Consider the following 26,535-nt stretch of genomic DNA (forward strand, 5'->3'; position numbering starts at 1 on the left):
GTGCTGAACCGGGCGAACCTGGGGATGGAAGTGATGCACGAGCGGAATGCGCACAACTTCCCGCTGGATTTGGCGGCGGTGGAGGTAGCGCCTGCGGTGCGTGGCTGATGGCCTGACCTGACGCTTCAACAGCATTGGTGGATCCCCCGGCTTGGTCTGGGGGATTTTTTTGTTCTCTTTGCTGGGGTGATCTTTCCCAGAGCTTTTCTAGAGTTAAATTGGGGCCATTGCCTCTGTGACTTAGGGATATGGCAATCATTTCTTCTCGGGATACAGGCCAGAACGCTGAGGGCCCCAAGCGGCGGCAGCAAAAGTCTTCAGCCTGGAGAAAAGAAGGCAGAGAGTTGAGCTTTGCTGGGGAAAGGGGAGCGGATCCCTCTGCTCTGTTGCAGCCGCAAGCCCACCCTGGCGAAGCCCAGGAAGAATCCCTGCGCCCGCGCACCCTAGCGGAATATATTGGCCAGACGGAACTTAAAGAAGTGCTCTCCATTGCCATTGCGGCGGCCCGCGCTCGCCAAGAGCCTCTGGATCACCTGCTGTTCTACGGCCCGCCTGGTCTAGGCAAAACCACGGTGGCAGCAGTGCTGGCGGCAGAAATGGGATCCCAGTTCTACATGACCACCGCGCCGGCTTTGGAGAGCCCCCGCGACATTGCTGGGTATTTGGTGCGCTTGAAGCGGGGGGATGTGTTGTTTATTGACGAGATCCACCGCCTGCCCAAGGTTACAGAAGAATTGCTCTATCCGGCGATGGAGGATTTTCGTCTTGATATCACCATTGGCAAAGGTCGCTCTGCTCGCATCACCTCTCTGCCCTTGGAACGCTTTACCCTCATCGGGGCCACAACCCGCATTGGCGCCCTCACTTCTCCGCTGCGGGATCGCTTTGGCCACGTGCAACGGCTGCGCTTTTACGAGCCTCACGAGCTGGTGCAGATCGTGCTGCGCACGGCTCGCCTCTTAAATGTCTCCACCGATCCAGAAGGGGCTGCAGAGATCGCCCGCCGTTCTCGGGGCACGCCCCGCATTGCCAACCGCCTGTTCAAGCGGGTGCGAGATTACGCCCAGGTGCGAGGGGATGGCCACATTAGCCAAGAAGTGGCAGCAGCCGCTCTGGAGCTGTTCCAGGTGGATCCCATGGGTTTGGATTGGATCGATCGCAAGCTGCTGACGGTGCTGGTGGAGCAGTTCGGTGGAGGGCCGGTTGGCTTGGAGACGATGGCCGCGGTGACGGGTGAGGATCCCCAAACCATTGAAGAAGTGTATGAGCCTTATCTGCTGCAGATCGGCTACCTGCAGCGCACGCCCCGGGGTCGAGTGGTTACCCCTGCTGCGCTACGGCATCTGGGCTATGAAGCCCAGTCTCCTCTGCCTCTGTGGAGCTAACTCGTCTCTCCCCTCACCCCCGACCCCTCTCTCACAAGAAAGAGAGCAGTTGAGAGCCCCATCTAGCTACGGTCATTGCCCACAGGGCTGAAGCTGGGCACCACCAGCTCGCGGTTTTGCTTGGTAAGGCGACCGTACAGCTCCTGCGTGTTGGGGAAGTTGGCCGCCGGCAAGGTGGGGAAGCGGCGATAGGGCACCGTGTCCTCGCCGAAGAGATCCCGATACTCCTGGGTGTTCAGCAGGGCGCGCACAAAGGCTTTCACCCCCTGGGTGGCCAAGATCTGGTTGTACTTGCGGATCTCCTGCTGGTTGAGAGGAGCACGGCCCAGGAAGTGCTTGGTGCCCAGCTCGATCACCTTGGTGTTGGGATAGGGGGCATAGAACTCGGAGCGGTACAGCTCGGAACACCCCAGGGCCTCGATGAACTCCTTGACGGTGATCTCGCCGTTGCGCAGCTTGGACTCGGCAGAGCTGAGCTCGGCGCTGATGTTGTAGATGTCCATATCCCGCTCGAAGACCTGCCGGTAGGCGGCGCGGATGAGGTTGTTGACTTCCGCTTTGTTGGCCAGGCTGGTGAGCTTGAAGACAGGGATCTCTTGGCGTACCTTGGGCACCCCCTGCTGGGCCCGCCGCTGGATTTCCAGCTCGCCGGAAGGCATATCCCGAGGCTGACCCAACTTGACAAAGAGAGGGATGTCGTCGTCGGTGCGAATGGGCTTGGTCACTGCCATGTCGGTGGAGCCGGGGCGCATCCGCCGCAGCGCCAGGCCGCCGGGGGTGAGGTAGCGCTCGTAGGGCACGATATCTTCCCCGAAGACCCGCTGGTACTCCTCGCCGTCCAAGATGGCATCCACCACCGCGTAGAACCCCTGCTTGGAGGCGATGTCAAATAGGCGGTTCATCTCCTGGCGCCCGTAGGTGGGTCGGCCCAGCAGCTTGCGGTGGATAAACTCGATGGCTTTGCAGACATACAAGCTGGACCAGTACTTGTTGCGGAAGAGATCCGACTTGGCCAGTTGGCGCACAAACTCTTTGACGGGAATTTCCCCCGACTCCAGCTTGATCTCCCAGCGGGTCAGCCGTTGGCCTTCGTAGGGCACATAGCCGTATACCTGTTGGTAGCAGGCGCGGATCACCGCTTGCGTCGAGACTTCGCTGCCAACAATCCCCGCCCGCACCCCTAGCCGCCGGCTGCGATCTCCCGGAGTCTGGGTGAGCTTGAAAACCTTCGGGCCAAGGCTGCCGGGATCCCCTGCTGCTCTGGGATTGGTGCGCTCGTTGGTCAGGGCAAAGCCGCGCCGGATGAGGATGCGCTTGACATCCTTGTTGAAGGGGGCGGGGCGGGCGCTGAGGGAACGGGTTTCCTTGGGGAAGATGGCCCCAAATTGGATCTCCAGCGGGTCGTTGCCGGAGCCATAGGCATGCTGATCCGGCAGAGGCCGGTTGTAGCGGGCAAAGAGGGTAATGAACTGGGGCACCTTGCGGCGGGGGGCAGCGTAGTTGTAGAGGTCGAATTTGGCCCCCCAGTTGGCGCTGGTTTGCGCTTCTACCCCCAGCTTGCGCAGGTAGGGTACCGTCTCTTCGCCGAAGTAGTCTCCGTACTCGCGGCTATCCACCAGGGCGTCCACCAGGCCAGCCAGACCCTTGCTGGAGATGATGGAGAAGTAGGTCTGCACTTCCTCGCGGGTTTCGGGAGCCCGCCCCAGGAAGTGGCGGAAGGCCAGCTCCACGACGCGGCTGTTGATGTAAGGCTCGTAGAACTGCTTGCGATACAGCTCCGATTTGCCCAGGCGGCGAATGAACTCCTTCATGGAGATCTCGCCGTTTTTCACCTTCGACTCCAGGTCGGAAAGCTTGAGGCCGTAGGCGCGGCGGATATCCCGCTCAAACACCTGTCGATAGGCGGCCTTGATGACTTCTTCCTTCTCGGCGTTGGACAGCCCCGGCTTCATGGCAAAAACGGGAACTTTTTCGGCAGCCAAGTTGTAGATCTGGGGTAGCTGCAGCCCTTGCAGAGGGATCCCGTCGGCGGTGCTGGCATTGCGCTGCCGCAGCTTGTCGGAAGGGGCGGGGGCGATGAACTCGCTCAGCAAAACATCGAAGTATTGGTTGATGATGGCAACCGCTTCGGCATCTTTGCGGAAGTAGCCAGCCGCCGCCCGTTTCATCTCTTGAATGGCGACAATGGTGGCCTCGGCGGAGCAGGCATTTTCGATGATCTCCCGCAGGCCGCGGGTGTTGACGGCGATGATGCTGGGATCCCCGGCCACCAAAGCGTAGGTGACGTAGCGCAAAAACCAGCTCAGATCCCGCAGCGATTTGCGCATGTTGGCAGCTCCGTAGCGGGAGATGTTGATGGGGCGGAAGTTGGGGGGAATCTCCACGCCGCTGGCGCTGAAGATGTTGCGGATGGCCTCGATGAATCCGCCGGTGGATTCCACATAGAAGGCAGTGCCCAGCTTGAAGGCTTCTTTCTCGTCTTGGGTCGCTTCTGGCCGCTCCAGATAGGCCATGGGCGAGCCCCCTGTGAAGATGCGGTTGGCTGCCCGGCTGACGATGATTTCCGAATTGGCCGCAATGACCTCGGCAATCTCTAGCCGTTTCAGGCCGCTGGAGAAAAAATCCTCGAGGCGATCCAGCTCGGTGCGTCCCAGATAGCGATCCTGCTGTTCCGCCTGGGAGATGGTCGATACAGGCACGGTTTGGTAGAGACGGGGGTTGGAAACGACTGCGCCAGCGGATACGTTGATACCCATCGATCTTTTAAACTCCGTTTTGATCGAAAAAACTGCCGACAAAGGCCGAGGACAGTGCCATCGAAGGGGGTGAAGAGGCTGACCCACGACTGGAGGAGCATCCCTCTCTGAGCTGAGAAGGATCGATGCCCGATCCCTGAGGGGGAAGCCAAGCCTAGAATACTAGGGGCACGGGCCCAGAGTGGGGAGGTTGTTGCAGTTTGTAACACTGTTTCTCATCCACAAAGACATGGCTCTCAACCCAGCTCTACCCTCCCATCTGTTGTCTTCCGCTTTTCTCCTTGAGGATTGGGAGCAGGGACATTACGAACGCGTTACCCAGGTTTTACAGCAACAGCTCGAGCAGGGATCCCCCTCTCCAGAGCTGTATTGGGAGCTGGGAGCCGCCTGTCTCCTGCTGGGTCGGGAACTGGAGGCGCAGCTGGTGTGGCAAGAGGGCTTGGCGATGCTGCAAGCGGGGGGGGTGGCCGAATCCGAGGCCGTCTACCACCTGCTGAGGAGCTTGCAGGCTTTGGCGGAAAGCCTGTGGGAGAAGGGCCATTGGCCGCAGGCAGCAGCTCTGTATCGGCAGCTTCTGGAGTTGGGGGATGGACAGCTGGAGCTGTCTTCTGGCCAGGCTTTGGCTGCTCACCGCATTGGCCTGACCCAAGAGCGGAGCCGGCTGTGGGCTGCGGCAGCGGAGTGGTTTGAGCGGGCTTGCCAACGGGATCCGACGGCGGCAGAGAGTTTTTGGCGCTGGGGCTTGGCCCTGATGAAGCTGGGCCGTTTGCGAGAGGCGATTTCCCCTCTGCAGGAGGCTGCGCGGCTGCGCCCTGAGTGGGGGGATCCCTGGGTACAGATGGGCTTGGCGTGGCTGGATCTGCGGGATCCAGTTCAGGCTGTGGGGTGTTTCCAGGCGGCTGAGGCGCGGGGCACCGGGACGGCGCAGCTCTACAGCTACTGGGCGGAAGCGGAAGTGCGGCTGGATCACCCTGAGGCGGCTTGGGAGAAGGTTTGCCGAGCGGTGGCAGCGGAACGGAATTGGGTGCAGGCGTGGTGCGAGGGCAGCGGCGGAGAAAGCCCTCTGCGGTCTGGACTGGAGCAGGCATGCAGAGGGGAGGGCCCCGATTGCCTGCTGTACTCGGCTTGGCGGCAGCGTTGGGCTCCAGAAGGCGTTGCCCCTCCAGCAGACTCCTTTTCCCAGAGCACTCCCCCTACAACTGACTTCTGGCCGGTGCCAACCCAAGGCTACCTCACCACCCGACAGTGGCATCAGGCCACGGGCGAAGGGGACTACCAACTGCTGGATCCAGGGGGGGTTCTCTGTCTAAAAGCGCCCCCTGCCGCTGATCCCGACATTTTGCAAAAGTTGCGCCCGCAGCGCATCCCCTTGGCAGAGACCTTTGTTGCCCAGATCCCCCGAGGATCCGTCCACGTGGGCCACTATCCCCGCCACCTCTACGCCAGCTTTGCCAGCGGGGTGCTCACCCGCCGGGGAGAATTGCTCGCCGATCTATCCCTGAGCTTGCCGCCGCCGGAGTTCCTCGACTGGGACTACAGGCCAGATCACCTGCGACACCACCCCCTGCTGGGCTTGCCCCATCTCCCCCCACCGATCCCACTGGATGGCCCCGTTGCCCTTTTGCCCTTGGGGGCAGTTAATTACTTTCACTGGATGGTGGATCTTCTGCCGGCCCTCGATATCCTGCAGCGGTCGGGTGCCCTGGAAAAGGACATCCCCATCTTGATCCACGGGTATCAAAGAAAGCCCTTTCAGGTGCAGAGCTTGGCTGCTTTGGGGATCCCAGCCGAGCGCATCCTCAGCTTTGAGCAGTTGGGGGGATCCCATCTGCAAGCCCAAAACCTGATCGTGCCCTCAGCAGGCGCTCCGGTGGGGTGCTTGACGCCTAGGGGATTGGAGGTGCTGCGGCAACTGGCCCAGCCGAGTTTCTCCATCGACCCCCTGCAGCCGCGGCGGATTTACATCAGCCGTCGGTCTGCCCGCTGGCGGCGGGTGATCAACGAAGCGGAGGTGCTAGCCTGTTTGCACCCTTGGGGATTTGCACCGGTGCAAATGGAAACCCTTTCTCTTCAAGAGCAAATAGTCCTAATGCAAGGGGCAGAGGCGGTGATCGGGATCCACGGGGCGGGCCTAACCAACCTCGCCTTTTGTCAACCCGGCACCACTGTCATCGAGATCTTGCCCAGCAATGCAGTGCTCCCCTATTTTTGGATCATTGCCCAGGTGGCAGGGTTAAGGTATTTCCCCTTGGTGGCGCCTGTTTGCGATCCGGCTTTGGTGGCTCTTCTTTCCAGCCCCGATTTGGATCGAGAAGATGCCTGGGTTCGGATCCCGGACTTGCTGAATGTGCTGGAACAGACAGGGATCAAGGGATGATGGGATCGGAGGGACTCGAACCCTCACGTTCTTGAGGAACAACGGATTTTAAGTCCGTAGCGTCTACCATTCCGCCACGATCCCAATCTGTCGGCAATAGCCGTACTACTCTACCAAACTGCTTGCCTTGGGGGGGCAAGTCTTTAAGTTGGTTCACCCAGCCCTGCAGTGGAGGGTATGAAGTAGGGGATTGCTGCCCCTGCTGATGGGATCCCTGCTGTGCCCGCTGGCTTGAAGCTCCTACAACTTCTCTTTCAAAAAAACGTTGGCCACCCAGATCCCCACCACCGCCAAGGCGGCCATCCCATAAAAGGTATAGCTATAGCTGCCCAGCCTATCGCGAATTTGCCCCGCGATCATCGTTCCCACCAAGGCCCCAACTCCATAGGCGGTAAACACAATGCCGTAGTTCTGGGCGTAGCGTTCGGGATCAAACAAGCGCAGGGTCAGGGCGGGAGCCATGGCCAGCCACCCCCCCAGGCAAAACCAAAGCAAGGAAAAGGCTACCCAGTAGGCCAGAAGGGATCCCTGAGGAGGCAGGAGCATTAGCCCACAGGCCAGCAGGATCAGCCCATAGGAGCCCGTAGTGACCTGATGGGGATGTAATCGATCGGCCAACCAGCCAAACAGAGGACGGCTGAGCCCGTTGAAAATGGCGAAGAGAGCCACACTGTTGGCAGCCGCAGGGGGATCCAGGCCGATCAGCTCTTCCCCCACGGGGCCGGAAATCCCAATGGCGCTTAAACCGATCAGAGTGCCGATGGCGTAGCAGATCCACAGGCCATAGAAGGAGGGGTTTCTCAGCAGAGGGAGAGAGCGCCTAGAAGCCGGTAGAGGGTGATCTGGGCTGTCCGTGGATTTTCTTGGAAAAGATGGGGAAGGGATCCAATCGGGGGGAGGAAATCTCAGTTGGGTTGCGATCCCCAAGATCACCGCTGCAAAGAGGATCCCCAAAATCAGCAGCGTAGGCCGAGCCCCCAGTGCCTCGATCAGGCAGTTGGCCAGGGGAGCAGTGAGCAGGGGAGATAGGCCAAAGCCGACAATGGTGGATCCCACGGCCAATCCCTTGCGATCCGGGAACCAACGGGCTGCCACGGCCATTGGCACTCCATAGGCTATTCCCACACCGCTGCCGGCAATGACTCCATAGCAGAGGGCAATCCACCCAATGGAGGGGGCGAAGCTGGCCAGCCCATAGCCCAGGCCCACCAAGCTGCCCCCCAGAGCCAGTACTCGGCGGGATCCCCAGCGGGGGATGACAAACCCTGTGATGGGCATGAGGGTAGCGTAAAACACGAGGGCAACGGTGTAGGGCAGCAGGCTCTCACTGGCCCCGATCCCCAGCTCTGTTTCCAGGGGCTTGCGGAAAATGCTCCAGGAATAGACGGTTCCCAGGCAAAGAAGAACCAGGAGCCCCAGGAGGATAAAAAGCCATCTCCCTCCATAGGCTGGTTGTCTATGTAATGGGGGATCCAACCCTTTTCATGGGTATTTGGAGCTTGTTAGCTTGTGGGGGCGTGGGGTAGCTAAGCCCCGCACTGTAACCGTAGCATCAGTGTCGGGATACAGATACCCCCACATGGTGTATGATGAGAGTAGTTGTACAAAACGGCGTTGCCGGAATCTGGTACAACTACGCGGTAGGGCATTCCGTGTCTGCGCGTGGAGGGTTCTTGCGAAGGCTCCCCGATAAAGCGCGAAGCCCACGCTGTACCTGTAGGGTCAGCGATGGGAGTATGTCACAGCTGAGTTCAACCCATTCTCTCAGCCCTTTCGAGGATGAGCCGATAGGAATAGAATTGCTTGAATTGTTCAGCCAACCGTTGGCTAGAGGCGTTTGGCCTCTACCGTCTTGGGCAGAGACAAAGGCTCCGGCAGCTCCGGGATGGACAATTCCCAACCGTTGCTCAAGGTGAAAATGGTTTCCCCGGCCTCTGAACGGGTGGCCACAACCGATTCTTCCAGATCTTTTTTGGGAACGTAGACCATCAAATGCCCGTAGGCACTTTCGTGCAGGATGACTTTCATAGCCCTTTCTCCACAAGTTCCAGCTCTTGGGCACGGCACCCCACCACCAAGCCTTTGGCCAAGCAGTGGACGGCATAGACGTAAAACCGTTGTAGAAAGGTGCCAATGGAAATCACGTAACCTTCATCGCCCGGAACGGCCAAGATTTTCCCCACCGGCTGGCCGAAGAAGGTGCCATCGTTGCGGATGACCTTACGGATGCGGACTTTGTCGCCCAGCTCAAATTGGGGAGGGCGATCCAGCTCCAGTTCGTCGCTCATGGGGTACCTCCTGTGATTTCTGCCAGCACCTGACAAAGCTCTTGGCGGGTTAGGCTGCGGCCTACTTGGCGCGCCCGTCGAGACACGGCTGCCAAAATGGCCTGAGATTTGGAAGTTTCCTTTCCGGACAAGCGGTTAGACAACATCGGGATGGCTCTCCTCTGGGATGGGTTCTGGAGTGTGTTGCGCCCATTGCGTCAGCGTTGCGCGGCAATAACGGGCCAGTTCCGCCGGTGGGATCGGATGCTTGCAGTGGGTGACGTGCTGCCGCACCTGTTCCAGGAGCTTTTCCAGTTGGCCAGGTGGGATCTGCTCGACAGGGATCCCCTGTTCCTTGAGGATCTGCAGCAGCAAATGCCGGCCGGAGTGTTTGCCCAACACCAGCCGCCGCTGGCCGCCCACGGCTTCTGGTGGGAAAGGCTCATAGGTCTGGGGATCCCGTAGCACTCCCGCCGCATGAATGCCCGACTCGTGGGCAAAGGCGTTGTCACCGACGATGGCCTTCCAGGGGGGGAGGGGAGCACCGCTGGCCCGTGCCACCTGTTGAGACAGCTCCCGCAGACGGCAGGTATCCACCCCAACGTCGATCCCCAAGGTGTAGCGCAAAGCCATCACCACCTCTTCCAAGGGGGCATTGCCGGCCCGTTCCCCCAAGCCGTTGACGGTGGTGTTCACCGACTGAGCGCCGGCGCGGATCCCGGCTAAGGCATTGGCAGTGGCCATGCCCAGGTCGTCGTGGGTATGCATCTCCACAGGGATATCGATGGCCCGCACCAGACGGCGAATCTGCTTGTAGGTGCTAAAAGGATCCAAAATGCCCACCGTATCGCAGTAGCGGAAGCGCCGACAGCCCCAGCTCTGGGCCATTTGGGCCAGCTCGATGACCTGCTCCAGGGGGGTGCGGCTGGCATCTTCTGCCCCCACCGAGACCCACAGCCCTTGCTCCAAGGCCATCTCCACGCATTGGCGCAACTGTCGCAGCAGCCGAGGGCGATCCCCTTGGAACTTGGCAGCGATTTGCCGATCCGAGACCGGCACGGAGATGTGGATCCGCTTGAGGCCGCAACGAATAGAGGCGAGGATATCGCTGGGCACAGCCCGGTTCCAGCCCAGCAGCTGAGCCCGCAGCCCCAGGCTGAGCATGGCGCGAATGGCTTCCGTTTCCACAGCGCCCATGGCCGGGATCCCCACCTCGATCTCGGGCACGCCAATGGCATCCAAGAGGGCAGCAATGGAGATTTTCTCGGGGATTTGGAAGGCTACCCCTGCCGCTTGCTCCCCATCGCGTAGGGTGGTGTCGTTGATGGTGATAGAGGAATTCATGGGATCCATCCTCCAAGACCTACGGCCCGCCTAGGCAATCGGTAACCGTCGATGGTGCTCCGCACCGCTAGCGGGACCCCGGTTGCGTCAGGGCAATCATGTCCAGGGTAGAAAGCTCAACCAAGTTGCCGCAGAATTCATCAGATTCCTGTAAGGCTTGGCTGTTCCTCTTAGCGGGGTGGAGTCTTTGGAGCAGGGGATCCTTGACAAAGTCCGACAAAGTCCGGCCTTTGGGATCCCGCTGCTCTGGCCATCAACGAATTAAGTCGAAGGAGATGTCGGTTTTGCCGGGGATGATGCTGCGCCGATCTGCCTCATCCAGAATGGTGTTGACAATCCAGTTAAGGAGGTTGAGCGCCCCCACATAGCCATAGGTGGGATAGCGATGCAGATGGTGGCGGTCGAAGATGGGGTAGCCGATGCGCACCAAAGGCGTGCCCGTATCCCGCCACAGGTATTTGCCGTAGGAATTGCCGATCAGCAGATCCACCGGCTCGGTGAACATCAGAGAGCGCAGATGCCAGAGATCCTTGCCCCCCCAGACGGTTGCCCCCTGTCCATAGGGACTGGAGGCCAGCAGTGCCCGCGCCTCGGCTTCGAACTCCTCGTTGCTGTTGGTCACCACCACATGCACCGGCTCGGCCCCCAGCTCCAGCAACAGGCTGAGCAAGCCCATCACCAGATCCGGATCCCCATACAGGGCTACCCGCTTGCCGTGGATCCACGCTTGGGAGTCCGTGAAAGCATCCACCGCCCGGCCCCGTTCGATCTCCAGCTCGGCGGGAATGGGCTTGCCCGTTAACTGGGATAGCTGCATCAAAAACTCATCCGTGCCCCGAATACCCACTGGCCGCGCCGTCAGGGTGGGCCGACCCGAGGCCTCTGCTAGAAACTCCAGGGTCTTGGGCGTGGTGTAGCGCTGGAAGGAAAAAGTAGCCTCGGCGTTGAGGCATTGGGCAGCCGCCTCCAAAGGGGTTCCTCCGGGATACATGTGGAAAGTGCCGTCGTTGGGCGAATCCAAATAGTCGGAGTTGTCCGCCAGCAGGGTCAGCGGGATCCCGAATAAGCCGAAGATGCGCTTGATCTCCCGCAAGTTGCCCATGTAGGTATCGAAACCGGGGATGACGTTGATGTAGCCATTGCTACCCGTGCTGCCCACCGGCTCGGTGAGGGTGCTGAGAATGCTCTTGAGCATGTTGTCGTAGCCGGTGATGTGGGATCCCACAAAGCTTGGCGTGTGAGCGTAGGGCACCGGGAAGTCGCGGGAAATCACTCCCTCATTTCTGGCCGTGGTGATGAAGGCCCCCAGGTCATCCCCGATCACCTCTGCCATGCAGGTGGTGCACACGGCGATCATCTTGGGTTTGTAGAGGGCGTAGGCATTTTCCAGTCCCTCGATTAGGTTTTTGAGGCCGCCAAACACCGCCGCATCTTCCGTCATCGAGGTGGAGACCGCCGAAAAGGGCTCCTTAAAGTGGCGGGTGAGATGGGTGCGAAAATAGGCCACACACCCCTGGGATCCATGGACGAAGGGCAAAGTTCCCTCGAAGCCGACAGCGGCGAAGATGGCCCCCAAGGGTTGGCAGGCTTTGGCGGGGTTTACCGTCAGGGCCTCCCGTTGAAAGTTCTTCTCCCGGTATTCCCAAGATTTTGTCCATTCGGCCACCCGGGCCACTTCTTCCGGGGAAGGGAGATCTTCAAAGGTTTGCTTGCACTGCAGAAGCGCCTGATATTCCGGATCTTGAAACAGGCGGGCGTGATCTTTGATGTCTTGGATATCTTGCGGCATGGTCGGTCTCCTAATGAGGGGCAGGGGAAGGAAGGGCCGTTCGCGTTTGGGATCCCGGCGGCAAGCTAGGATTTCCAGGGGGCTTTGACCAGATCCCAGGTGGGGCTATTCAAAGCCAAATCCATATCGCGAGCGAACACGGCAAAGCCGTCGTAGCCGTGGTAGGGGCCGGAGTAGTCCCAAGAGTGCATCTGGCGGAAGGGCAAAGCCATCTTTTGAAAGACGTACTTCTCCTTGATGCCGGAGGCGATGAGATCTGGCTTCAACCTCTTGGCAAATTCTTCAAACTCGTAGCCGGACACGTCATCGTAGATGAGGGTGCCATCGTCGATGTACTGGGTGGTGCGCTTGTAGTCGTCGCCGTGGCCGAATTCGTAGCCGGTGGCAATCACCTCCATGCCCAGCTCCCGGAAGGCCGGGATGACGTGGCGGGGTCGCAGTCCGCCCACCATCAGCATCACCCGTTTGCCCTCGAGGCGGGGACGATACTTGGCAATGATGGCCTCGCTCTGGGGCTTGTACTTGGCGATCACCTGCTCTGCCTTGGCCTGGATGGTCTCGTCAAACCGCTGGGCGATGGCCCGCAGGGATTTGGCAATTTGGGTGGGGCCAAAGAAGTTGAACTCCAGCCAGGGGATCCCGTAGGCTTCCTCCATGTGGCGGCAGATGTAGTTCATGGAGCGGTAGCAGTGGATGAGATTCAGCTTTACCCGGGGGGCAAGCAACATCTCGTTCCAGGTGCCATCGCCGGAGAACTGGGTCACTACCCGCAGGCCCATCTCTTCCAGCAAAATCCGGGAAGACCAGGCGTCGCCGCCGATGTTGTAGTCCCCAATCAGGGCCACATCATAAGGGCCGGGCTCAAAGTTGAGGGATCCCTCCTTGGCTTTCTTGTCGGCAATGGGCAGAACCCAGTCCCGCACCGTATCGTTGGCGATGTGGTGGCCCAGGGACTGGGAGACCCCCCGAAAGCCTTCGCAGCGCACCGGTACCACCGGCTTGCCAATTTCTTTGGAAACTCTCTTGGCCACTGCCTCGATGTCATCCCCGATCAAGCCGACGGGGCATTCGGACTGGATGGTAATGCCTTTGGCCAAGGGGAAGAGTTCGCTGGCTTCCACCAAGAGTTTGGCCAGTTTTTTGTCCCCCCCGAACACCACATCTCGCTCCTGAAAATCGGAGGTGAACTGCATGGTGCCGAAGGTGTTCACCCCGGTGATTCCCACGTAGTAATTGCGCCGTCCCGACCAGGAGTAGTAGCCGCAGCCCACGGGGCCATGGCTGAGGTGGATCATGTCTTTGACCGGCCCCCACACCACTCCTTTGGAACCGGCGTAAGCACAGCCGCGGGTGGTCATGACGCCGGGGATCGACTTGATGTTGGACTTTACTCCGCAATCCGTTTTGCCCTTGTCGTAGACGTTGAGGTGTTTGGCTCGCTTTTGCTTGGCCTTTTCCGGATAGGTTTCCAGAACTTCTGCAATAACTTTTCGGTTTTCCTCTTTGAGGGCGCTTTTTGGAGTAGTCATGGGAAGAGCCTCATCTACTGGATTTTTTTGAGAAAGAAACTAGGGGGAACCGAGGGCCGAGGGAGGAAGGGATCCACCCCCAGCCCATCTTTAAGTTCACACTGGGGCCAACTCTTTTTCGGTTTTGCCGATGAGGTGGGCGATTTTCTGGTCGTCGTCCAAAATGCCGAACTCGATCAACAACTGTTCCAGCTCATCCATAGAGATAGGGGTGGGGATCCTCAGATCCGTGTTGTTGATGATCTTTTTGGCCAAGGCCCGATACTCGTCAGCTTGGTTGCAGTCGGGGGAGTACTCGATCACCGTCATGCGGCGCAATTCTGCGTGCTGAACCACATTGTCGCGGGGGATGAAATGCAGCATTTTGGTGTTGAGCTTTTCGGCCAGAGCTTCGATCAGCTCGATCTCGCGATCCACTTTGCGGCTGTTGCAGATCAAGCCACCCAAGCGCACGCCGCCAGAGTAGGCGTATTTCAGCACGCCGCGGGCGATGTTGTTGGCCGCATACATGGCCATCATTTCGCCGGAGCAAACAATGTAGATCTCTTGGGCCTTGCCCTCCCGAATGGGCATGGCAAAACCGCCGCAGACCACGTCCCCCAGCACGTCGTAGCAGACAAAGTCCAGATCCTCGTAGGCACCGTTTTCTTCCAAGAAATTGATGGCGGTGATGATGCCTCGTCCAGCACAGCCAACACCAGGCTCGGGGCCACCGGATTCCACGCAGCGCACCCCTCGGTAGCCGGTGAGAACCACTTCTTCCAGCTCCACGTCTTCTACGGATCCCCGCTCAGCAGCCAGGTGAAGGACGGTGGTCTGGGCTTTGCAGTGCAACATGAGGCGGGTGGAATCGGCTTTCGGGTCGCAGCCGACGATCATGATCCGCTGTCCCAATTCGGCCATACCGGCAACGGTATTCTGACAGGTGGTGGATTTGCCGATACCGCCTTTGCCGTAGAATGCAATTTGTCTCATGGTTCAGTTCTCCTAATGAAGACTTGAGGAAAAACTTGAGGGCGACTTAAGGGTTAGAAATCTCTTGCCAATGGGCGCAACTGGTCGCATTAGCGAGACGGGATCCTTACTGCAAAGGATTTCAGCTCGCGGGAAGGCAGCCTTGGATCCCTTGGAATCCAAAAGCAAACCGGTTGAACGGTGGGGCTCTCCCGAATCGAGGCAGGAGATGGGGGAAGCGACGGGGAGTAACAGTGGGGCAGATCATAGGGCTCTCAGGCTTATCGAGAATGGGCAACTAGAGGGCATGCACGGTTAAGGTGGGCCACACCTGTTCTTGCAGGCGGGTTTCGATGAGCAACCGCAGCGTGTTTTGCTGGCTGGGGCAGGTGGTGCAGGATCCCTTGAGGCGTACCCACACCTGATCCCCTTCCAGGTCGTACAGCTCCACATCGCCGCCATCGGCCAACAGCAGCGGGCGAACTTCCTCGTCTAGGACGGCCTGAATGCGGGCGATCTTTTGCAAGGTGGTGAGGGGAGGGGGTGTCGCTGTTGCCGAGACAGGAGGGGGAGCAGCAGGAGAGGGCTCTGTCTGGTTTTGGGAGTTCCCTTTTGAATTTCTTGAATCTTCTGAAGGGGTTGCGTCAGTCTCGGCCAGAACAGCGGCAATCAGGTCTTCAATCTGGGCCAGGCAGGAGCCACAACCGCCGCCCGCTTTGCTGTAGGCTGTTACTTCCTCAGCGGAGGTGAGGTGGTTTTCCCGGATCAAGCGGCGGATCTTTTGCTCGCTGACGCCAAAGCAGGAGCAGACCAAAGCGCTGTCATCATCCGTGTGGTCAGGCAGAGGAAGGCCGCGATAGCTGTAGATGGCTGCCTCCAGAGCCTCTTGCCCCATCACCGAGCAGTGCATCTTGGCGGGGGGCAAGCCGCCCAGGTAATCGGCGATCTGGCGGTTGTCGATCTGCAGGGCTTCATCCAGGGTGAGGCCGGTGATTAGCTCCGTCAGGGCCGAGGAAGAGGCAATGGCGCTGGTGCAGCCGAAGGTTTGGAAGCTGGCAGCCAAGATGCGCTCGCTGGCCTCGTCCACCTTTAAGTAGAGCCGCAGGGCATCGCCACAGGTGATGCTGCCCACTTCTCCCACCACCACCCGAACACCAGGCTCGGAGCTGGGATCCATCGCCCCTTGGTTTTTGGGGTGGTAGAAGAGTTCCAAAACTTTTTCGCTGTAGTCCCACATGGCTGGATCCTGAGTTGAGGATGCGAACGGTCGAGGGAAGATGAGTTTGAGGGGGGTCAGCGGCGAGCCAGTTCCCGTTCCTGCTGTTGCAGCCAGTCTTCCGCCTCGTGGCTGAAGGGGGAGATGGCCCGCAAATGCTCAATGATCCCCGGCAAAACCTCCAGCACCCGCTCCACCTCTGCCGGCTGGGTAAAGCGGGAGAGGCTGAAGCGGATCGAGCCGTGCAAAACGGTGTAGGGCAGGCGCATGGCCCGCAGCACATGGGAGGGCTCCAGGGATCCGGAAGTGCAGGCGGAGCCGGAGGAGGCGCAGATGCCGTATTTGTTCAGCCAGAAGAGGATCGCTTCCCCTTCCACGAACTTGAAGCCCAAGTTGGTGGTGTTGGGCAGCCGCTGAGTGGGGTGGCCGTTAACCTGGACATCCGGGATCCGCTGTAGCAAGCCCTGCTCCAAGCGATCCCGCAGCAGCCGCTCCTGGGGATCCCCCAGGTGGGCTTGGGCCAGCTCCGCTGCCTTGCCCAGGGCGATGATGCCCGGCACATTTTCCGTTCCGGCGCGACGGCCCCGCTCTTGATGTCCTCCCAGCAACAGAGAACGGAAGCGAAAGCCCCGCCGCACATAGAGGGCGCCGATCCCCTTGGGGGCATGCAGCTTGTGCCCGGAAAGGGTGAGGAGATCCACCGGCAGGCGCTGCAGATCGAGAGGGATCTTGCCCACCGCCTGTACTGCGTCCACATGGACAACAGCCCCATAGCTGCGGGCCAGGGATCCCACTGCCTCGATGGGGAAAAGCACGCCCGTCTCGTTGTTGGCGGCCATGCAGCTCACCAGGGCAGTATTGCCGGTCAGGGCTGCTTCCAACTCCAGCAAGTCCAGGCGGCCCTGCTCATCCACCGAGAGGTAGGTGACGCGGTAGCCTTGTTTTTCCAGGTGCTTGCAGACGTTGAGCACCGAGGCGTGCTCTACCTGCGTGGTGATGATGTGGCGCTTCTGGGGTTGGGCTGCCAAGGCTGCATAAATGGCCGTGGTGTTGCCTTCGGTGCCGCCACTGGTGAAGACGATCTCCGTCGGGTCGGCTCCCAGAAGGGCTGCCACCTGTTCGCGGGCTTGGTTGAGGGCACGCCCCACCTGGCCGCCAAAACTGTGCATCGAGGAGGGGTTGCCGTAGAAGGTCTGCAAATAGGGCAGCATCGCCTCCAGAACCAGGGGATCCACAGCGGTGGTGGCGTTGTTGTCCAGGTAGATCACAGGGTTCATACAGGCTCCGGTACAAGATAGGGGTTGGGCAAAGTTAAACGGCTTGCGGAGCGTGAGAATGGCACTGCTTTGGGCAAATGCGGGCGCAAGCCTGACAGCCGATGCAGAGGGCAGCGTTGAGGATGGTCATCACCTTACGCTCGCTTTCCTCTTCCTCTTCGTTGTCGACAAACTCGCCGTCTTCGTTGAGGGCTCTGAGGGCAAACACACCACGGCCACAGACTTTGAGGCAACGGCTACAGCCGAGGCAGCGGGTGATATCCAGGCTTTCGATAAACTGTGGGATCCAGGGCAGTCCGCCTTTGGTGAGAGCAGTTGCAGTAGCCATAGCCAAGCTCCAAAGCGAGATTTTTAGGATCGGGGAGATTTGCTGTCCAAGGTCTGGTTGACCAACCAGGTGCGGTAAAACTTGAGGGCCACCGTTTCAATGAGGTCGTAGTCTTCCACCACTTCGATGCCGGCCTCGCGGATGCGCTTCATGGGGCAATCGCCGATCTTGGAGACCAATACAGCTCGGCAATCCCGGATGAGATCCAGAATTTGCTCTAGGTTGTTGTCCTCGCCGGATCCCCCGTGGCAGTACTGCGGGATCTTGCGGTGGCCGACAAACTGCGCCCCACGGGCGTTGACCTCGTAGATCAAAAACTCCCGCGCATGGCCGAAGTGGCGATTGACCAAGCCACCGCCTTTGCTGGCCACGGCCACCAGGATGGAGGGGCTGTCGGGAGGCAGGTCGGCTGTCCAGTGGGTCGGGGCTGCCTGCTGCTGAGCTTGCAGTTGGGCAATGCTTGCCTGTACCTGGCGGCGTTTTTCGGGGTCGTACTCGGGGGTCATCTGCATAAAGCGCTCCTTGGTGAACTCTTGGCTGCGGTCTTCCCCCAGAAGGCCCACCGCGTCCGCCCGACACTGGCGACAGTGGCGCATCATCCGCATGTTGCCGGAGCACCGATCTTGCAGGGCTTTCAATTCCTGAGGGGTGGGGCCCCGCTGGCCGATGAGGCCGAAGTAGGTGCCGTGTTCAGGCGCCGAGATCAGGGGCATGATGTTGTGCAAGAAAGCCCCTTTCTCCTGGATCACCCGGTTCACTTCCAAGAGGTGGGTGTCGTTGATGCCGGGAATGAGAACGGAGTTGACTTTGCAGAGGATGTCTGCCTCCCGCAGCAGATCCAGGCTTTCCATCTGCCGTTCGTGCAGGATGCGGGCTGCCTCCACCCCTCGAATGCGCTTGCGCCGCCAGCGGATCCAGGGGTAGATCTTGGCTCCGATCTCTGGATCCACCATGTTGATGGTCAGGGTGACGTGGTCGATGTTCAGCCGTTTGATCTCGTCGATGTAGTCCGGCAACATCAGGCCGTTGGTGGAAAGGCAAAGCTTGAGATCCGGAGCTTTCTCGGCAATGCGGGCAAAGGTCTCGAAGGTTTGCTTGGGGTTGGCCAAGGGATCCCCAGGCCCAGCAATGCCCACCACCGTCAGTTGCGGGATCTTGCCGGCAATCACCAGCACTTTGTGGGCGGCTTCCGCCGGGGTAAGCAGCTCGCTGACCACACCGGGCCGGCTCTCGTTGGCACAGTCGAACTTGCGGTTGCAGTAGTTGCACTGGATGTTGCAGGCGGGGGCTACCGCCACGTGCATGCGGGCGTAGTGATGGTGAGCCGCTTCGCTGTAGCAGGGATGGGTGGCGATGCGCTGCTGCAGATGAGGGGGGAGGGCCTGGCGGGGGCTGCTGCTGCAAGCGCAGGCCGATGGGGAAGGGGATCCCTGGCGGGGCGGAGTTGAAAGGGGCGGCATAGTGGGGTCAACCAGGGGATAGAACGTTACTGGCGGTTATATCAACCGCCCTCTGCCCGCTCCGTTGCACTCAGCCCGGTAGAACTGATCGAGTTTATTGGCTTTGTACTCAAGACCTGCAAAGCCTGATGGCAGGCCAAATCCAACTTTTTTTAGGGGTCAAGGGTCTGGTTTTTCAAGGCCGGGGATGCCGTATTTTGACCCAAAGGGGCGGGGGATCCGGCTGTGGGGAGGATCCCCGGAATCCCTGATTCGACAAGGGCTTGGGGCAATGCTTAAGAAATACTAAAAATCTGCTCAGATGCACTCAAGCGCCGCAGCCTCGGCTGCGTTTTGCATCAATTGCTACGATTTAATATCGTATCAGCCCAAAAGTGTATTGAAAATAGCCGTTTGAGTTTGAGGAAAGATCCCCCTGGGGCAAAATCCTCGCCAAGAAAGTGAAGACTATTGCGGCGGCAGGCCGTCGGACTTTCTTGTTGTGACAGGGGGGATGTACTCGCTCAAATACCCATACCCTTCCCCAAAAATACCGGATCCCTGCGGGCAAAAGACTCAACCCCCTGCCCTCAGAAAAACTTTTTTTGCCCTCTGGGCCAAGCTTCCAGGGTTTGAGTACATCGGCAATAACTCAATCAATCCTGATCGCCCGCTGCCAAGCCTGAGCCACCGCAGCCGCTTGCTATAAGCGGGGGAACAGAAACCCAACGGTTCTGCCCCTCTGTTGAGACTCGCCCCCTGCTTCCCAACCGGTGAGCTTATGTCCCCCCTTGTTTCTCCCCCACCGAAAACGGCTGAAGTGCTGCAGGTGCCCCGTTGCGATCGCTGGCGGATTCTCTACCGTCTGCAGGAGCTGGATTTGACCTGTGGCTGTACCCCGACCGGCCAACTGTGGGTGATGATTCGCACCCCCACCGAAGCCCTCCTCGTCCACAGTGTGCTCCGCCTTTTCACCCTCAACCGCTCTGGCTGGCTGAGTTGGTTGGATCGCTGCTGGTCTCTCCAGACCTGGGATCCCCCTGAGAGACATTCGGGATGGGACGACCGACCCTGAACCTCCGCCGTTTGCCTTCTTGCTTCTCCTGTTCACCTCGTTTTGGTAGCGCCAATGACCACTCCATCCCCCTCAACTCGCTCCTTCCAACAAGTCCGAGACAACCCCGTTCACCTGGGACGGGAGATCACGGTTCCCATCTGCGAGGGCCTCAACCTGGCTTGGGCCAGTCTTCAGGGGCTGTATTTGCAGTATCTGAAGCACCATCTGGTTGTGGAAGGAGCAGAGTTCTACTCAATTCACCAATTTTTCAACGAAAGTCTACAGGAAGTTCAGAACCACGCCCATGAGGTGGGGGAGCGCCTGAACGGCCTAGGTGGGATCCCGGCCTCCAGCTTTGCCAAGCTGGCGGAGCTGTGCTGCTTCAGCCCGGAAGGGGACGATGCATTGGCCGTGCGGCCCATGCTGGAAGCGGATTTGCGGGCCGAGCAAAGCCTGATCGATCTGCTGCGTCGCCAGGCGGCTCTGGCGGAAAGTGTTGGGGATCGCGCCACCCGTCACCTCTACGAGCAGATTTTGCTGCAGACAGAAGAACGGGCCTTTCACCTGGCCCACTTTCTCGCTGCCGACAGCTTGGTTTTGGGCTTGTCCCCACCCTAGCCTGCCCATTCACGCCCACCTCTCGTTTTGGGAGACTCTGCCATGCTTACCCCCGATCGGGCGCCGCTGCTGCAGTTTTTGCAAGTTGAGCTTGGGATCCCGGAATCCGCCCTCACCTTCGCCCTGAAACGGCATGGGTGTGAACAGGGCCCTTTGCCCATGATTCTTTGGCATTACGGGCTGATTTCCTTGGAGCAACTGGAGCAGATTTTTGAATGGTGTGCTCCCCCTCCTCTTGTTACCAATTCTACCCATTCGGAGGTTTAAGCCATGACTTATCCCTACCCTTCTCTTCCCTTTCCCAGAGTCGGCAACCCTTTGGGATGGCTCGGCCTGGTTTTGAACTCAATTTTCAGATCCGCCCTGAAGTGGCCGCGCCGCTGGCTCAACAGCATTGAAATTCGGGGATCCCGGCAGGCGCGTTGGATTTGCCGTTTGATCCCGGCTTCCTGCCCCTTTGAGCGGGATATCCGACTGGGATCCCGCACCGTCCACATTCCGGCCCTCTGTCGCATCAACCCCCTCTACGAGGAGATCATCGCCCTGCGGCTACGGGCGGCGGCTTATCTGGCCGAAGCTGCGGCTCAACCCCAGCCCCCCTCTTCTCAGGAGATCCCATCATGCCCTTGATCAGCCGGACTAAAGTGGCGGAGCTGCTCAACGAGACCGCCTGCGAGCACAACCACAAGAAAGACGGCAAAGGCAAAAACAAAGTCTGTGCCGAGCAAGCCAAGCCAGGAGGAGCGCAGGGAGGCTGTGCCTTTGACGGGGCTTCGATTGCCCTGGTGCCGATCGCCGATGCCGCCCATCTGGTGCATGGACCGATCGCCTGCAGCGGCAACTCTTGGGGGACGCGGGGCAGCCTCTCTTCCGGCTCCCGACTCTATCAGGTGGGCTTCACCACCGATCTGAGCGAGAACGAGATCATCTTCGGAGGGGAGGAGAAGCTGTTCCAGGCCATCCTTGACTTGCAGGCCAAATACCAGCCTGCCGCCATTTTTGTCTATCTCACTTGTGTAACTGCCCTCATTGGCGACGATGTGGAGGCCGTGTGTCAGCGGGCCAGCCGCCAGCTTGGGATCTCGGTCATTCCGGTGAATGCGCCCGGCTTTGTGGGCAGCAAAAACCTAGGCAACCGTCTGGCCGGAGAAGCCCTGCTGGACTATGTTATCGGCACCGCCTCCCCGGAGTACACCACTCCCCGCGACATTAACCTCATCGGCGAGTACAACATTGCCGGCGAGCTGTGGGATGTCTTGCCTCTGTTTGACGAGCTGGGGATCCGCATCTTGGCCAAGATCACCGGCGATGGCCGCTACCGCGAGATCTGTACCGCCCACCGGGCCAAGCTGAACGTCCTCATCTGCGCCAAAGCCCTGCTCAATGTGGGCCGCAAGATGCAGGAGCGCTACGGGATCCCCTACATTGAGGCTTCCTTTTACGGGCTGCAGGAGATGAACCACTGCCTACGGGCCATTGCCCAAGGGCTGAAGGATCCCGAACTGCAGGAGCGTACCGAGGCCCTCATCGAGCGGGAAACTCGCGCCACCGAGGCGGCTTTGGCCCCCTACCGGCAGCGGCTGGCGGGCAAACGAGTTGTCCTTTATACCGGCGGCGTGAAAAGTTGGTCGATCATCTCTGCTGCCCGAGATCTGGGGATGCAGGTAACGGCCACCAGCACCCGCAAAAGCACCGAAGAAGACAAAGCCCGCATCCGCGAGCTGCTCGGCCAGGATGGCATTCTCTTGGACAAGGGCAGCCCTCAAGAGCTGCTCAAGGTGGTGGAGCGCACGAAAGCGGACTTGCTCATCGCCGGCGGACGCAACCAGTACACCGCCCTCAAGGCCCGCATCCCCTTTCTGGACATCAACCAGGAGCGGCACCACGCTTATGCCGGCTATCGCGGCCTGGTGAACTTGGCGCGGGAGATCGATGCCGCCCTCCACAGCCCCATCTGGGAGCAGTTGCGACGGCCTGCCCCCTGGGAGACTCCAGCCGAAGAGGAGGTGGGATGATGGCCCAGCTCATCCAAGAACGCAAGCCTCTCAGCGTCAACCCCCTCAAACTCAGCGCTCCGCTGGGAGCGGCCCTGGCCTTTCTGGGGATCAAGGGCTGTCTGCCGCTCTTCCACGGTTCCCAAGGCTGTACGGCCTTTGCCAAAGCGCTGCTGGTACGTCATTTCCGCGAGGCCATTCCCATGTCCACCACTGCCATGTCCGAAGTGGACACCATCTTGGGGGGGGAGGAGAATGTCGAAGCTGCCATCCTCACCTTGGTGGAGAAGGCCCAGCCGGAGCTGATTGGTCTTCTGACCACCGGCCTCACGGAAACCCGCGGGGACGATATGCCGCGCATCCTGCGGGAGCTGCGCCGACGCCAGCCGCAATTGCAGGATCTGCCCATCGTCTTGGCCTCCACGCCTGACTTTAAGGGATCCCTGCAGGACGGCTATGCCATCGCCGTCAACAGCTTGGTCAGCACCCTGCCGGAATCGCCGTCGGGATCCGTCCACCCTGCTCAGGTAACGGTGCTGTGCGGGCCTGCCCTCACCCCCGCCGATGCCCAGGAGATCAAGGAAATGGTGGAAGCTTTTGGCCTGGAGCCAATCTTGGTGCCGGATCTCTCAGGCTCCCTAGATGGCCACTTGGGCACTGGCTTTAGGGCAACCCCGGACGGCGGCACCAGCCTCGAGCAACTGCGGCAGCTGGGGCGATCCGGCCTCACCTTGGCCATTGGGGAGAGCATGCGCCCTGCCGCTCAGATCCTGGCCCAGCGCTTTGGCACCCCCTATCGGGTTTTCCCCCACCTGACCGGTCTCAAGGCTGTGGATCCCTTTTTGGCAACCTTGGCCGACTACAGCCAACAGCCGGTGCCCCTGCGCTACCGCCGCCAGCGCAGCCAAGTCCAGGATGCCCTCCTGGACTGCCACTTTTTCTTCGGCAACCAGCGGATTGCCTTGGCCCTAGAAGCCGATCTGCTCTGGGGGTGGGTGGACTGGCTGCTGGATATGGGCTGTCAGATCCAGGCGGCCATCAGTCCCACACCGGATCCCCACTTGAGCACCCTTCCCATTGAGGCGGTGCGGGTGGGGGATCTGGGGGATCTGGAGGAGCTAGCACCCGGGGCTGACCTGCTGGTGGGCAACTCCCACGTGGCGCGCCTGGGCAAGCGGCTGGGGATCCCAGTGCATCGAATGGGGATCCCTATCTTCGACCGGCTGGGGGCCAACCACATCTGTCAGGTGGGCTATCGCGGCACCCTATCCCAACTGTTTGCCGTTGGCAACCTGCTGATGGAGCAGGAGGAAGCCCGTCACCCCAGCCCACCCCAGGTTTCTAGGCAGGGATTCTAAGGGATCCAGAGCTTCGAAGGGCAGCCCAAGTGCCCCTAGCTCCCCCAAACCCTCAAGTTCACGTTTCTAAGGAGAACCCTCATGCAAGTGGCCTTTACAACCCGCGACGGCAAGCACGTCAACGCCCACTTTGGTTGGGCCAACCAGATTGACATCTACGAAGTCACCCCCGAAGGCTACCGCTTCTGCAAAACCCTTACCTTTGGGGGCAACTTGGAGGCAGACGGCAACGAGGACAAGCTGGTGCCCAAGCTACAGGCTTTGGCCGATGTCACCCTCATCTACGTGGCTGCCATTGGCAGCAGTGCCGCCGCCCGCCTGATCAACCGCCGCATCACCCCCATCAAAGTGCAGTCGGAGGAAGAACCCATCGAGAGCTTGCTGCAGCGCCTGGTATCCACCCTGCACAATCCTCCCCCCTGGCTGCGCAAAGTGCTCTTGGCCGAGCGCGTCAGCAGACCGGAGTCCTCAACTCCAGTTGTGGAGGCTCAGCCATGACCGTCACCCCTCTCTCTCCCTCGACCAGCCCCATCTTGCAAGAGATCGTTCGCCAGATGCGGGCGGCGGATCCCTACGGCACCTACCGCGCCTGGAGTGATGAGTTGCTGCTCAAGCCCTTTGTCGTCACCAAAGCCCAGAAGCGCCAGATATCCCTCGAAGGGGAGGTGGATCCCGGGGTGCGGAGCCGCATTCTCATCTACTACCGCGCCATTGCCGCCCTGATTGAAAAGGAAACGGGCCTCCTAGCTCAGGTGGTGCTGGATCTCAACAGCGAAGGCTTTGGTTGGGTGCTGGTCTTCTCAGGGCGGTTGTTGTTGGTGGTCAACACCCTGCGAGACGCCCATCGCTTCGGTTTCGAGTCTCTCGAACAGCTCACTGAAAAAGCTACTGCCCTTATCGACAAAGGGATCCAACTGGCCCGAACCTACCCTGAGGTGGGCCGACTGTAGCCGCTTGTCTCCGTCCCGGCAGCCATTTTTTCTTCTTTTTCTTCAGCAATTAGGAGTGCCTTGCCCATGTTGAATGAGAGTGACGTTGAAAATGTTGTGAACGACCTGGCTTTCGAGCCCTTCGAACACCTCTCTGCCGACCAGCTCCGCAGCGAGATCAAGCGCCTAAACAGCAAAGCAGGCCAACTGAAAATGGATCTGCACGATCTGGCCGAGGGGCTACCCGACAGGTTCGAGCTACTCCCCGACTTGGCAGCCCGCACTTACGCCCTATTTGCCCGGCTGCACACCCTCAGACAACGCTTGAAAACCCTGGAGACCTGCCGATGAGTTGGAACCGCAACCGCCGTTGGAAAGACTTCCAAGCCCTGATCAATGCCGAAGATTATTTCGCTTTTTTCGAGCTCCCCTACGATCCGAGGGTGGTCAACGTGAATCGCCTGCATATCTTACGCAAATTCGCTCAGTATCTAGGCCCTCTGGAGTGTTTCCAGGGCAGCGAAGAAGAGCGATTGGAGCAAGCTCGGCAAGCGCTGGAAAAAGCGTACCAAACCTTTCTCACCTCTACTCCGCAGCAGGAGAAGCTATTCCGAGTCTTTCAAGACTACGGTTGTCCAGATGCTGTCGGCGGCTGTGCCGGCTGCAGCTCTTTGGGAGAGCGGGGCGAATGCAGCCCTGGGATCCCTGCCTAAGATCTCTTGTTTACCCCTCGTCAGCTCTCTGGAGACTCCATCATGGCTACCTACACAGTTCACTTGGTTAACCCAAAACGACGGCTCGACACCTATATCTCAGTAGATGAAGATTCAACCATCCTAGAAGCGGCTGAGGATCAAGATGTGGACTTGCCCTCTTCCTGCCGCTCCGGTAGTTGTTCCTCTTGCGTGGCCAAAGTGGTAGAGGGAGAAGTCGATCAATCGGAGCAAACCTTTCTGGATGAGGAACAAATAGCCAAGGGATTTGTGCTGCTCTGTGTGGCCAGACCTCGCTCCAGTTGTACAATTCGTACCCACCAGGAAGCTTACTTGGTTTGATAGACGGCTGCTCTCCAGTTGCTCGCCGATGGGCTTGAGCAGCCTTTTTTCTATTTTTTTCTAGAATTAGGGATCCCTATATGTTGGCACCGCCCACCGTCCCTAAGATCTCAATAACCATATCTCCTCTCCAACTCATGAAGGTTGGAGAAGAAGGTCGCATCTACCAACTGCGCGGATCCGAAGCTGCTTGCGCCCAATTGCAGCAAATGGGTCTCACTCCAGGTACCTATCTCCAGGTTATCCAACGTCACCCTGAGTGGATCCTACTCCTACCCAATGGCCAACTTTTCCTTCCTGCTTATTTGGCTAAACCTATCTGGGTTTGCATGGATCCCCGTTGCACCCTGGCGCCTCCCCAAGAACCGAATAAGAAAACAATCTTAAATTTGCCAAGAGCCTTCTAAAATGTAGTCTATTTACCCAATTTTTAACTTGCAATGAGAGACACTCAAGGTAAGCACATCTCTTCATAATCTATCTTGATTTGGGAGCAAAGCTATGAACACCTGTTTGCTACACCTGGGCTCCATCCTTAAAGCTGCTGAAGAGCTTAGCCTTGTGGAAAAGCCATTTCCCAAGTTGCAACACATTCAACTCTGCACAGGACTAAGCCCAGAGGAAATCGTGCGGGCGCTGGAGCTAGAACCCAATCCCTTGGGTTGGCATCTGGAGCCAAGCCACAACCTGGCCGATGAATCGGCGTATTGGGTGGGCGGACGACCTTGTGTCGGCTTGGTTATTGAGCGTTTTGCCTGACACTTGTTGCAGTTCGGATCCCTAAAAGGCTCTCAAGGGGGGAGGAGTAGCCTGCAAAGCCATCTCAAAAGTTCACTGCAAACATTAGAAGTTAAGAGAAAACA

The 26,535-nt window shown here is 59.4% G+C and carries 28 protein-coding genes and 1 tRNA gene; 15 read left to right on the forward strand and 14 right to left on the reverse strand.

Annotated elements, in window-relative coordinates:
• Window positions 1-248 precede the first annotated feature (248 nt).
• Window positions 249-1,385 carry a Holliday junction branch migration DNA helicase RuvB gene (gene ruvB, locus NW828_RS07290; protein ID WP_011430641.1) on the forward strand — a complete coding sequence of 379 codons (1,137 nt, stop codon included), beginning with the start codon at window positions 249-251 and terminating at the stop codon, window positions 1,383-1,385.
• Window positions 1,386-1,447: 62 nt separating this feature from the next.
• Here the strand turns inward: ruvB and NW828_RS07295 are convergent, their stop codons facing one another.
• Window positions 1,448-4,141: a phycobilisome rod-core linker polypeptide gene (locus NW828_RS07295; RefSeq protein ID WP_414382897.1), complete on the reverse strand. Its 2,694-nt coding sequence runs from the start codon at window positions 4,139-4,141 to the stop codon at window positions 1,448-1,450.
• A gap of 193 nt (window positions 4,142-4,334) precedes the next feature.
• On the opposite strand from NW828_RS07295, the gene NW828_RS07300 reads away from it, so the two are divergent.
• Complete coding sequence (locus NW828_RS07300) at window positions 4,335-6,518, forward strand: glycosyltransferase 61 family protein (RefSeq protein WP_414382899.1); 2,184 nt, start codon at window positions 4,335-4,337, stop codon at window positions 6,516-6,518.
• Here NW828_RS07300 and NW828_RS07305 read toward each other — a convergent pair.
• From NW828_RS07305 to nifB, 13 genes are all read right to left on the reverse strand, one after another.
• Window positions 6,519-6,602, reverse strand: a tRNA-Leu gene (locus NW828_RS07305).
• A gap of 156 nt (window positions 6,603-6,758) precedes the next feature.
• On the reverse strand, window positions 6,759-7,994 hold the full coding sequence (locus NW828_RS07310; RefSeq protein ID WP_414382901.1) for an OFA family MFS transporter: 1,236 nt from the start codon (window positions 7,992-7,994) through the stop codon (window positions 6,759-6,761).
• A 351-nt stretch (window positions 7,995-8,345) separates the two neighbouring features.
• Window positions 8,346-8,546: a putative nitrogen fixation protein NifT gene (nifT, locus tag NW828_RS07315; RefSeq protein ID WP_011430645.1), complete on the reverse strand. Its 201-nt coding sequence runs from the start codon at window positions 8,544-8,546 to the stop codon at window positions 8,346-8,348.
• On the reverse strand, window positions 8,543-8,806 hold the full coding sequence (locus NW828_RS07320; protein ID WP_011430646.1) for a nitrogen fixation protein NifZ: 264 nt from the start codon (window positions 8,804-8,806) through the stop codon (window positions 8,543-8,545). Before NW828_RS07320 ends, nifT begins: the two co-directional genes overlap by 4 nt.
• Window positions 8,803-8,952: a hypothetical protein gene (locus tag NW828_RS07325; protein ID WP_011432085.1), complete on the reverse strand. Its 150-nt coding sequence runs from the start codon at window positions 8,950-8,952 to the stop codon at window positions 8,803-8,805. The genes NW828_RS07320 and NW828_RS07325 overlap by 4 nt, the downstream gene beginning before the upstream one ends.
• Window positions 8,942-10,129, reverse strand: a complete 1,188-nt coding sequence (gene nifV, locus NW828_RS07330; RefSeq protein WP_414382903.1) for a homocitrate synthase — start codon at window positions 10,127-10,129, stop codon at window positions 8,942-8,944. Before nifV ends, NW828_RS07325 begins: the two co-directional genes overlap by 11 nt.
• A gap of 253 nt (window positions 10,130-10,382) precedes the next feature.
• A complete protein-coding gene (gene nifK, locus NW828_RS07335) occupies window positions 10,383-11,918 on the reverse strand; it encodes a nitrogenase molybdenum-iron protein subunit beta (RefSeq protein ID WP_414382905.1) in 1,536 nt (511 codons plus the stop codon).
• 65 nt (window positions 11,919-11,983) lie between these two features.
• Window positions 11,984-13,447: a nitrogenase molybdenum-iron protein alpha chain gene (gene nifD, locus NW828_RS07340; protein WP_414332071.1), complete on the reverse strand. Its 1,464-nt coding sequence runs from the start codon at window positions 13,445-13,447 to the stop codon at window positions 11,984-11,986.
• Window positions 13,448-13,543: 96 nt separating this feature from the next.
• Entirely contained in the window at window positions 13,544-14,422 is an 879-nt protein-coding gene (nifH, locus tag NW828_RS07345) for a nitrogenase iron protein (protein WP_414382907.1), read from the reverse strand.
• A 277-nt stretch (window positions 14,423-14,699) separates the two neighbouring features.
• Entirely contained in the window at window positions 14,700-15,638 is a 939-nt protein-coding gene (nifU, locus tag NW828_RS07350) for a Fe-S cluster assembly protein NifU (protein WP_414382909.1), read from the reverse strand.
• 56 nt (window positions 15,639-15,694) lie between these two features.
• Entirely contained in the window at window positions 15,695-16,894 is a 1,200-nt protein-coding gene (gene nifS / locus NW828_RS07355; RefSeq protein ID WP_414382911.1) for a cysteine desulfurase NifS, read from the reverse strand.
• Window positions 16,895-16,928: 34 nt separating this feature from the next.
• Complete coding sequence (fdxB, locus tag NW828_RS07360) at window positions 16,929-17,222, reverse strand: ferredoxin III, nif-specific (protein ID WP_414373898.1); 294 nt, start codon at window positions 17,220-17,222, stop codon at window positions 16,929-16,931.
• Between the two features lie 23 nt (window positions 17,223-17,245).
• Window positions 17,246-18,682 (reverse strand): nitrogenase cofactor biosynthesis protein NifB, encoded by a 1,437-nt coding sequence (gene nifB / locus NW828_RS07365; protein WP_414382913.1) that lies wholly within the window; start codon window positions 18,680-18,682, stop codon window positions 17,246-17,248.
• Window positions 18,683-19,442: 760 nt separating this feature from the next.
• Here nifB and NW828_RS07370 point away from each other — a divergent pair.
• From NW828_RS07370 to NW828_RS07430, 13 genes are all read left to right on the forward strand, one after another.
• Window positions 19,443-19,736 carry an Asr1405/Asl0597 family protein gene (locus NW828_RS07370; protein ID WP_414351575.1) on the forward strand — a complete coding sequence of 98 codons (294 nt, stop codon included), beginning with the start codon at window positions 19,443-19,445 and terminating at the stop codon, window positions 19,734-19,736.
• A gap of 54 nt (window positions 19,737-19,790) precedes the next feature.
• On the forward strand, window positions 19,791-20,336 hold the full coding sequence (locus tag NW828_RS07375; RefSeq protein WP_414355669.1) for a ferritin-like domain-containing protein: 546 nt from the start codon (window positions 19,791-19,793) through the stop codon (window positions 20,334-20,336).
• A 42-nt stretch (window positions 20,337-20,378) separates the two neighbouring features.
• Complete coding sequence (locus NW828_RS07380) at window positions 20,379-20,603, forward strand: DUF2949 domain-containing protein (RefSeq protein WP_011430659.1); 225 nt, start codon at window positions 20,379-20,381, stop codon at window positions 20,601-20,603.
• Window positions 20,604-20,606: 3 nt separating this feature from the next.
• A complete protein-coding gene (locus NW828_RS07385; protein ID WP_011430660.1) occupies window positions 20,607-20,966 on the forward strand; it encodes a Mo-dependent nitrogenase C-terminal domain-containing protein in 360 nt (119 codons plus the stop codon).
• A complete protein-coding gene (gene nifE, locus NW828_RS07390; RefSeq protein ID WP_414382915.1) occupies window positions 20,957-22,351 on the forward strand; it encodes a nitrogenase iron-molybdenum cofactor biosynthesis protein NifE in 1,395 nt (464 codons plus the stop codon). Before NW828_RS07385 ends, nifE begins: the two co-directional genes overlap by 10 nt.
• Complete coding sequence (gene nifN / locus NW828_RS07395; RefSeq protein ID WP_414382917.1) at window positions 22,351-23,688, forward strand: nitrogenase iron-molybdenum cofactor biosynthesis protein NifN; 1,338 nt, start codon at window positions 22,351-22,353, stop codon at window positions 23,686-23,688. Before nifE ends, nifN begins: the two co-directional genes overlap by 1 nt.
• 81 nt (window positions 23,689-23,769) lie before the next feature.
• A complete protein-coding gene (gene nifX, locus NW828_RS07400) occupies window positions 23,770-24,186 on the forward strand; it encodes a nitrogen fixation protein NifX (RefSeq protein ID WP_414382919.1) in 417 nt (138 codons plus the stop codon).
• The gene (locus NW828_RS07405; protein ID WP_414373906.1) at window positions 24,183-24,638 is read left to right on the forward strand and encodes a NifX-associated nitrogen fixation protein; all 456 of its coding nucleotides are present in this window, start codon (window positions 24,183-24,185) and stop codon (window positions 24,636-24,638) included. Before nifX ends, NW828_RS07405 begins: the two co-directional genes overlap by 4 nt.
• A gap of 66 nt (window positions 24,639-24,704) precedes the next feature.
• Window positions 24,705-24,968 carry a CCE_0567 family metalloprotein gene (locus NW828_RS07410; protein WP_414382921.1) on the forward strand — a complete coding sequence of 88 codons (264 nt, stop codon included), beginning with the start codon at window positions 24,705-24,707 and terminating at the stop codon, window positions 24,966-24,968.
• Window positions 24,965-25,330 carry a nitrogenase-stabilizing/protective protein NifW gene (gene nifW, locus NW828_RS07415; protein WP_414382923.1) on the forward strand — a complete coding sequence of 122 codons (366 nt, stop codon included), beginning with the start codon at window positions 24,965-24,967 and terminating at the stop codon, window positions 25,328-25,330. Before NW828_RS07410 ends, nifW begins: the two co-directional genes overlap by 4 nt.
• A 42-nt stretch (window positions 25,331-25,372) precedes the next feature.
• Complete coding sequence (locus NW828_RS07420; protein WP_414342063.1) at window positions 25,373-25,672, forward strand: 2Fe-2S iron-sulfur cluster-binding protein; 300 nt, start codon at window positions 25,373-25,375, stop codon at window positions 25,670-25,672.
• A gap of 137 nt (window positions 25,673-25,809) precedes the next feature.
• Window positions 25,810-26,079, forward strand: a complete 270-nt coding sequence (locus NW828_RS07425; protein ID WP_414382925.1) for a FeoA family protein — start codon at window positions 25,810-25,812, stop codon at window positions 26,077-26,079.
• Between the two features lie 94 nt (window positions 26,080-26,173).
• Window positions 26,174-26,431 (forward strand): hypothetical protein, encoded by a 258-nt coding sequence (locus tag NW828_RS07430; RefSeq protein ID WP_011430669.1) that lies wholly within the window; start codon window positions 26,174-26,176, stop codon window positions 26,429-26,431.
• The last annotated feature ends 104 nt before the right edge of the window (window positions 26,432-26,535 follow it).

It is taken from the genome of Synechococcus sp. W55.2 (genome assembly GCF_047461635.1).
GTDB lineage: Bacteria > Cyanobacteriota > Cyanobacteriia > Thermostichales > Thermostichaceae > Thermostichus.

What these genes read in the sequence shown, in the direction of transcription:
- ruvB (WP_011430641.1), top strand. Translation starts at nt 249, where the DNA reads ATGGCAATCATTTCTTCTCGGGATACAGGCCAGAACGCTGAGGGCCCC.
- NW828_RS07295 (WP_414382897.1), bottom strand. Translation starts at nt 4,141, where the DNA reads ATGGGTATCAACGTATCCGCTGGCGCAGTCGTTTCCAACCCCCGTCTC.
- nifT (WP_011430645.1), bottom strand. Translation starts at nt 8,546, where the DNA reads ATGAAAGTCATCCTGCACGAAAGTGCCTACGGGCATTTGATGGTCTAC.
- NW828_RS07320 (WP_011430646.1), bottom strand. Translation starts at nt 8,806, where the DNA reads ATGAGCGACGAACTGGAGCTGGATCGCCCTCCCCAATTTGAGCTGGGC.
- NW828_RS07325 (WP_011432085.1), bottom strand. Translation starts at nt 8,952, where the DNA reads ATGTTGTCTAACCGCTTGTCCGGAAAGGAAACTTCCAAATCTCAGGCC.
- nifV (WP_414382903.1), bottom strand. Translation starts at nt 10,129, where the DNA reads ATGAATTCCTCTATCACCATCAACGACACCACCCTACGCGATGGGGAG.
- nifK (WP_414382905.1), bottom strand. Translation starts at nt 11,918, where the DNA reads ATGCCGCAAGATATCCAAGACATCAAAGATCACGCCCGCCTGTTTCAA.
- nifD (WP_414332071.1), bottom strand. Translation starts at nt 13,447, where the DNA reads ATGACTACTCCAAAAAGCGCCCTCAAAGAGGAAAACCGAAAAGTTATT.
- nifH (WP_414382907.1), bottom strand. Translation starts at nt 14,422, where the DNA reads ATGAGACAAATTGCATTCTACGGCAAAGGCGGTATCGGCAAATCCACC.
- nifU (WP_414382909.1), bottom strand. Translation starts at nt 15,638, where the DNA reads ATGTGGGACTACAGCGAAAAAGTTTTGGAACTCTTCTACCACCCCAAA.
- nifS (WP_414382911.1), bottom strand. Translation starts at nt 16,894, where the DNA reads ATGAACCCTGTGATCTACCTGGACAACAACGCCACCACCGCTGTGGAT.
- fdxB (WP_414373898.1), bottom strand. Translation starts at nt 17,222, where the DNA reads ATGGCTACTGCAACTGCTCTCACCAAAGGCGGACTGCCCTGGATCCCA.
- nifB (WP_414382913.1), bottom strand. Translation starts at nt 18,682, where the DNA reads ATGCCGCCCCTTTCAACTCCGCCCCGCCAGGGATCCCCTTCCCCATCG.
- NW828_RS07370 (WP_414351575.1), top strand. Translation starts at nt 19,443, where the DNA reads ATGTCCCCCCTTGTTTCTCCCCCACCGAAAACGGCTGAAGTGCTGCAG.
- NW828_RS07375 (WP_414355669.1), top strand. Translation starts at nt 19,791, where the DNA reads ATGACCACTCCATCCCCCTCAACTCGCTCCTTCCAACAAGTCCGAGAC.
- NW828_RS07380 (WP_011430659.1), top strand. Translation starts at nt 20,379, where the DNA reads ATGCTTACCCCCGATCGGGCGCCGCTGCTGCAGTTTTTGCAAGTTGAG.
- NW828_RS07385 (WP_011430660.1), top strand. Translation starts at nt 20,607, where the DNA reads ATGACTTATCCCTACCCTTCTCTTCCCTTTCCCAGAGTCGGCAACCCT.
- nifE (WP_414382915.1), top strand. Translation starts at nt 20,957, where the DNA reads ATGCCCTTGATCAGCCGGACTAAAGTGGCGGAGCTGCTCAACGAGACC.
- nifN (WP_414382917.1), top strand. Translation starts at nt 22,351, where the DNA reads ATGGCCCAGCTCATCCAAGAACGCAAGCCTCTCAGCGTCAACCCCCTC.
- nifX (WP_414382919.1), top strand. Translation starts at nt 23,770, where the DNA reads ATGCAAGTGGCCTTTACAACCCGCGACGGCAAGCACGTCAACGCCCAC.
- NW828_RS07405 (WP_414373906.1), top strand. Translation starts at nt 24,183, where the DNA reads ATGACCGTCACCCCTCTCTCTCCCTCGACCAGCCCCATCTTGCAAGAG.
- NW828_RS07410 (WP_414382921.1), top strand. Translation starts at nt 24,705, where the DNA reads ATGTTGAATGAGAGTGACGTTGAAAATGTTGTGAACGACCTGGCTTTC.
- nifW (WP_414382923.1), top strand. Translation starts at nt 24,965, where the DNA reads ATGAGTTGGAACCGCAACCGCCGTTGGAAAGACTTCCAAGCCCTGATC.
- NW828_RS07420 (WP_414342063.1), top strand. Translation starts at nt 25,373, where the DNA reads ATGGCTACCTACACAGTTCACTTGGTTAACCCAAAACGACGGCTCGAC.
- NW828_RS07425 (WP_414382925.1), top strand. Translation starts at nt 25,810, where the DNA reads ATGAAGGTTGGAGAAGAAGGTCGCATCTACCAACTGCGCGGATCCGAA.
- NW828_RS07430 (WP_011430669.1), top strand. Translation starts at nt 26,174, where the DNA reads ATGAACACCTGTTTGCTACACCTGGGCTCCATCCTTAAAGCTGCTGAA.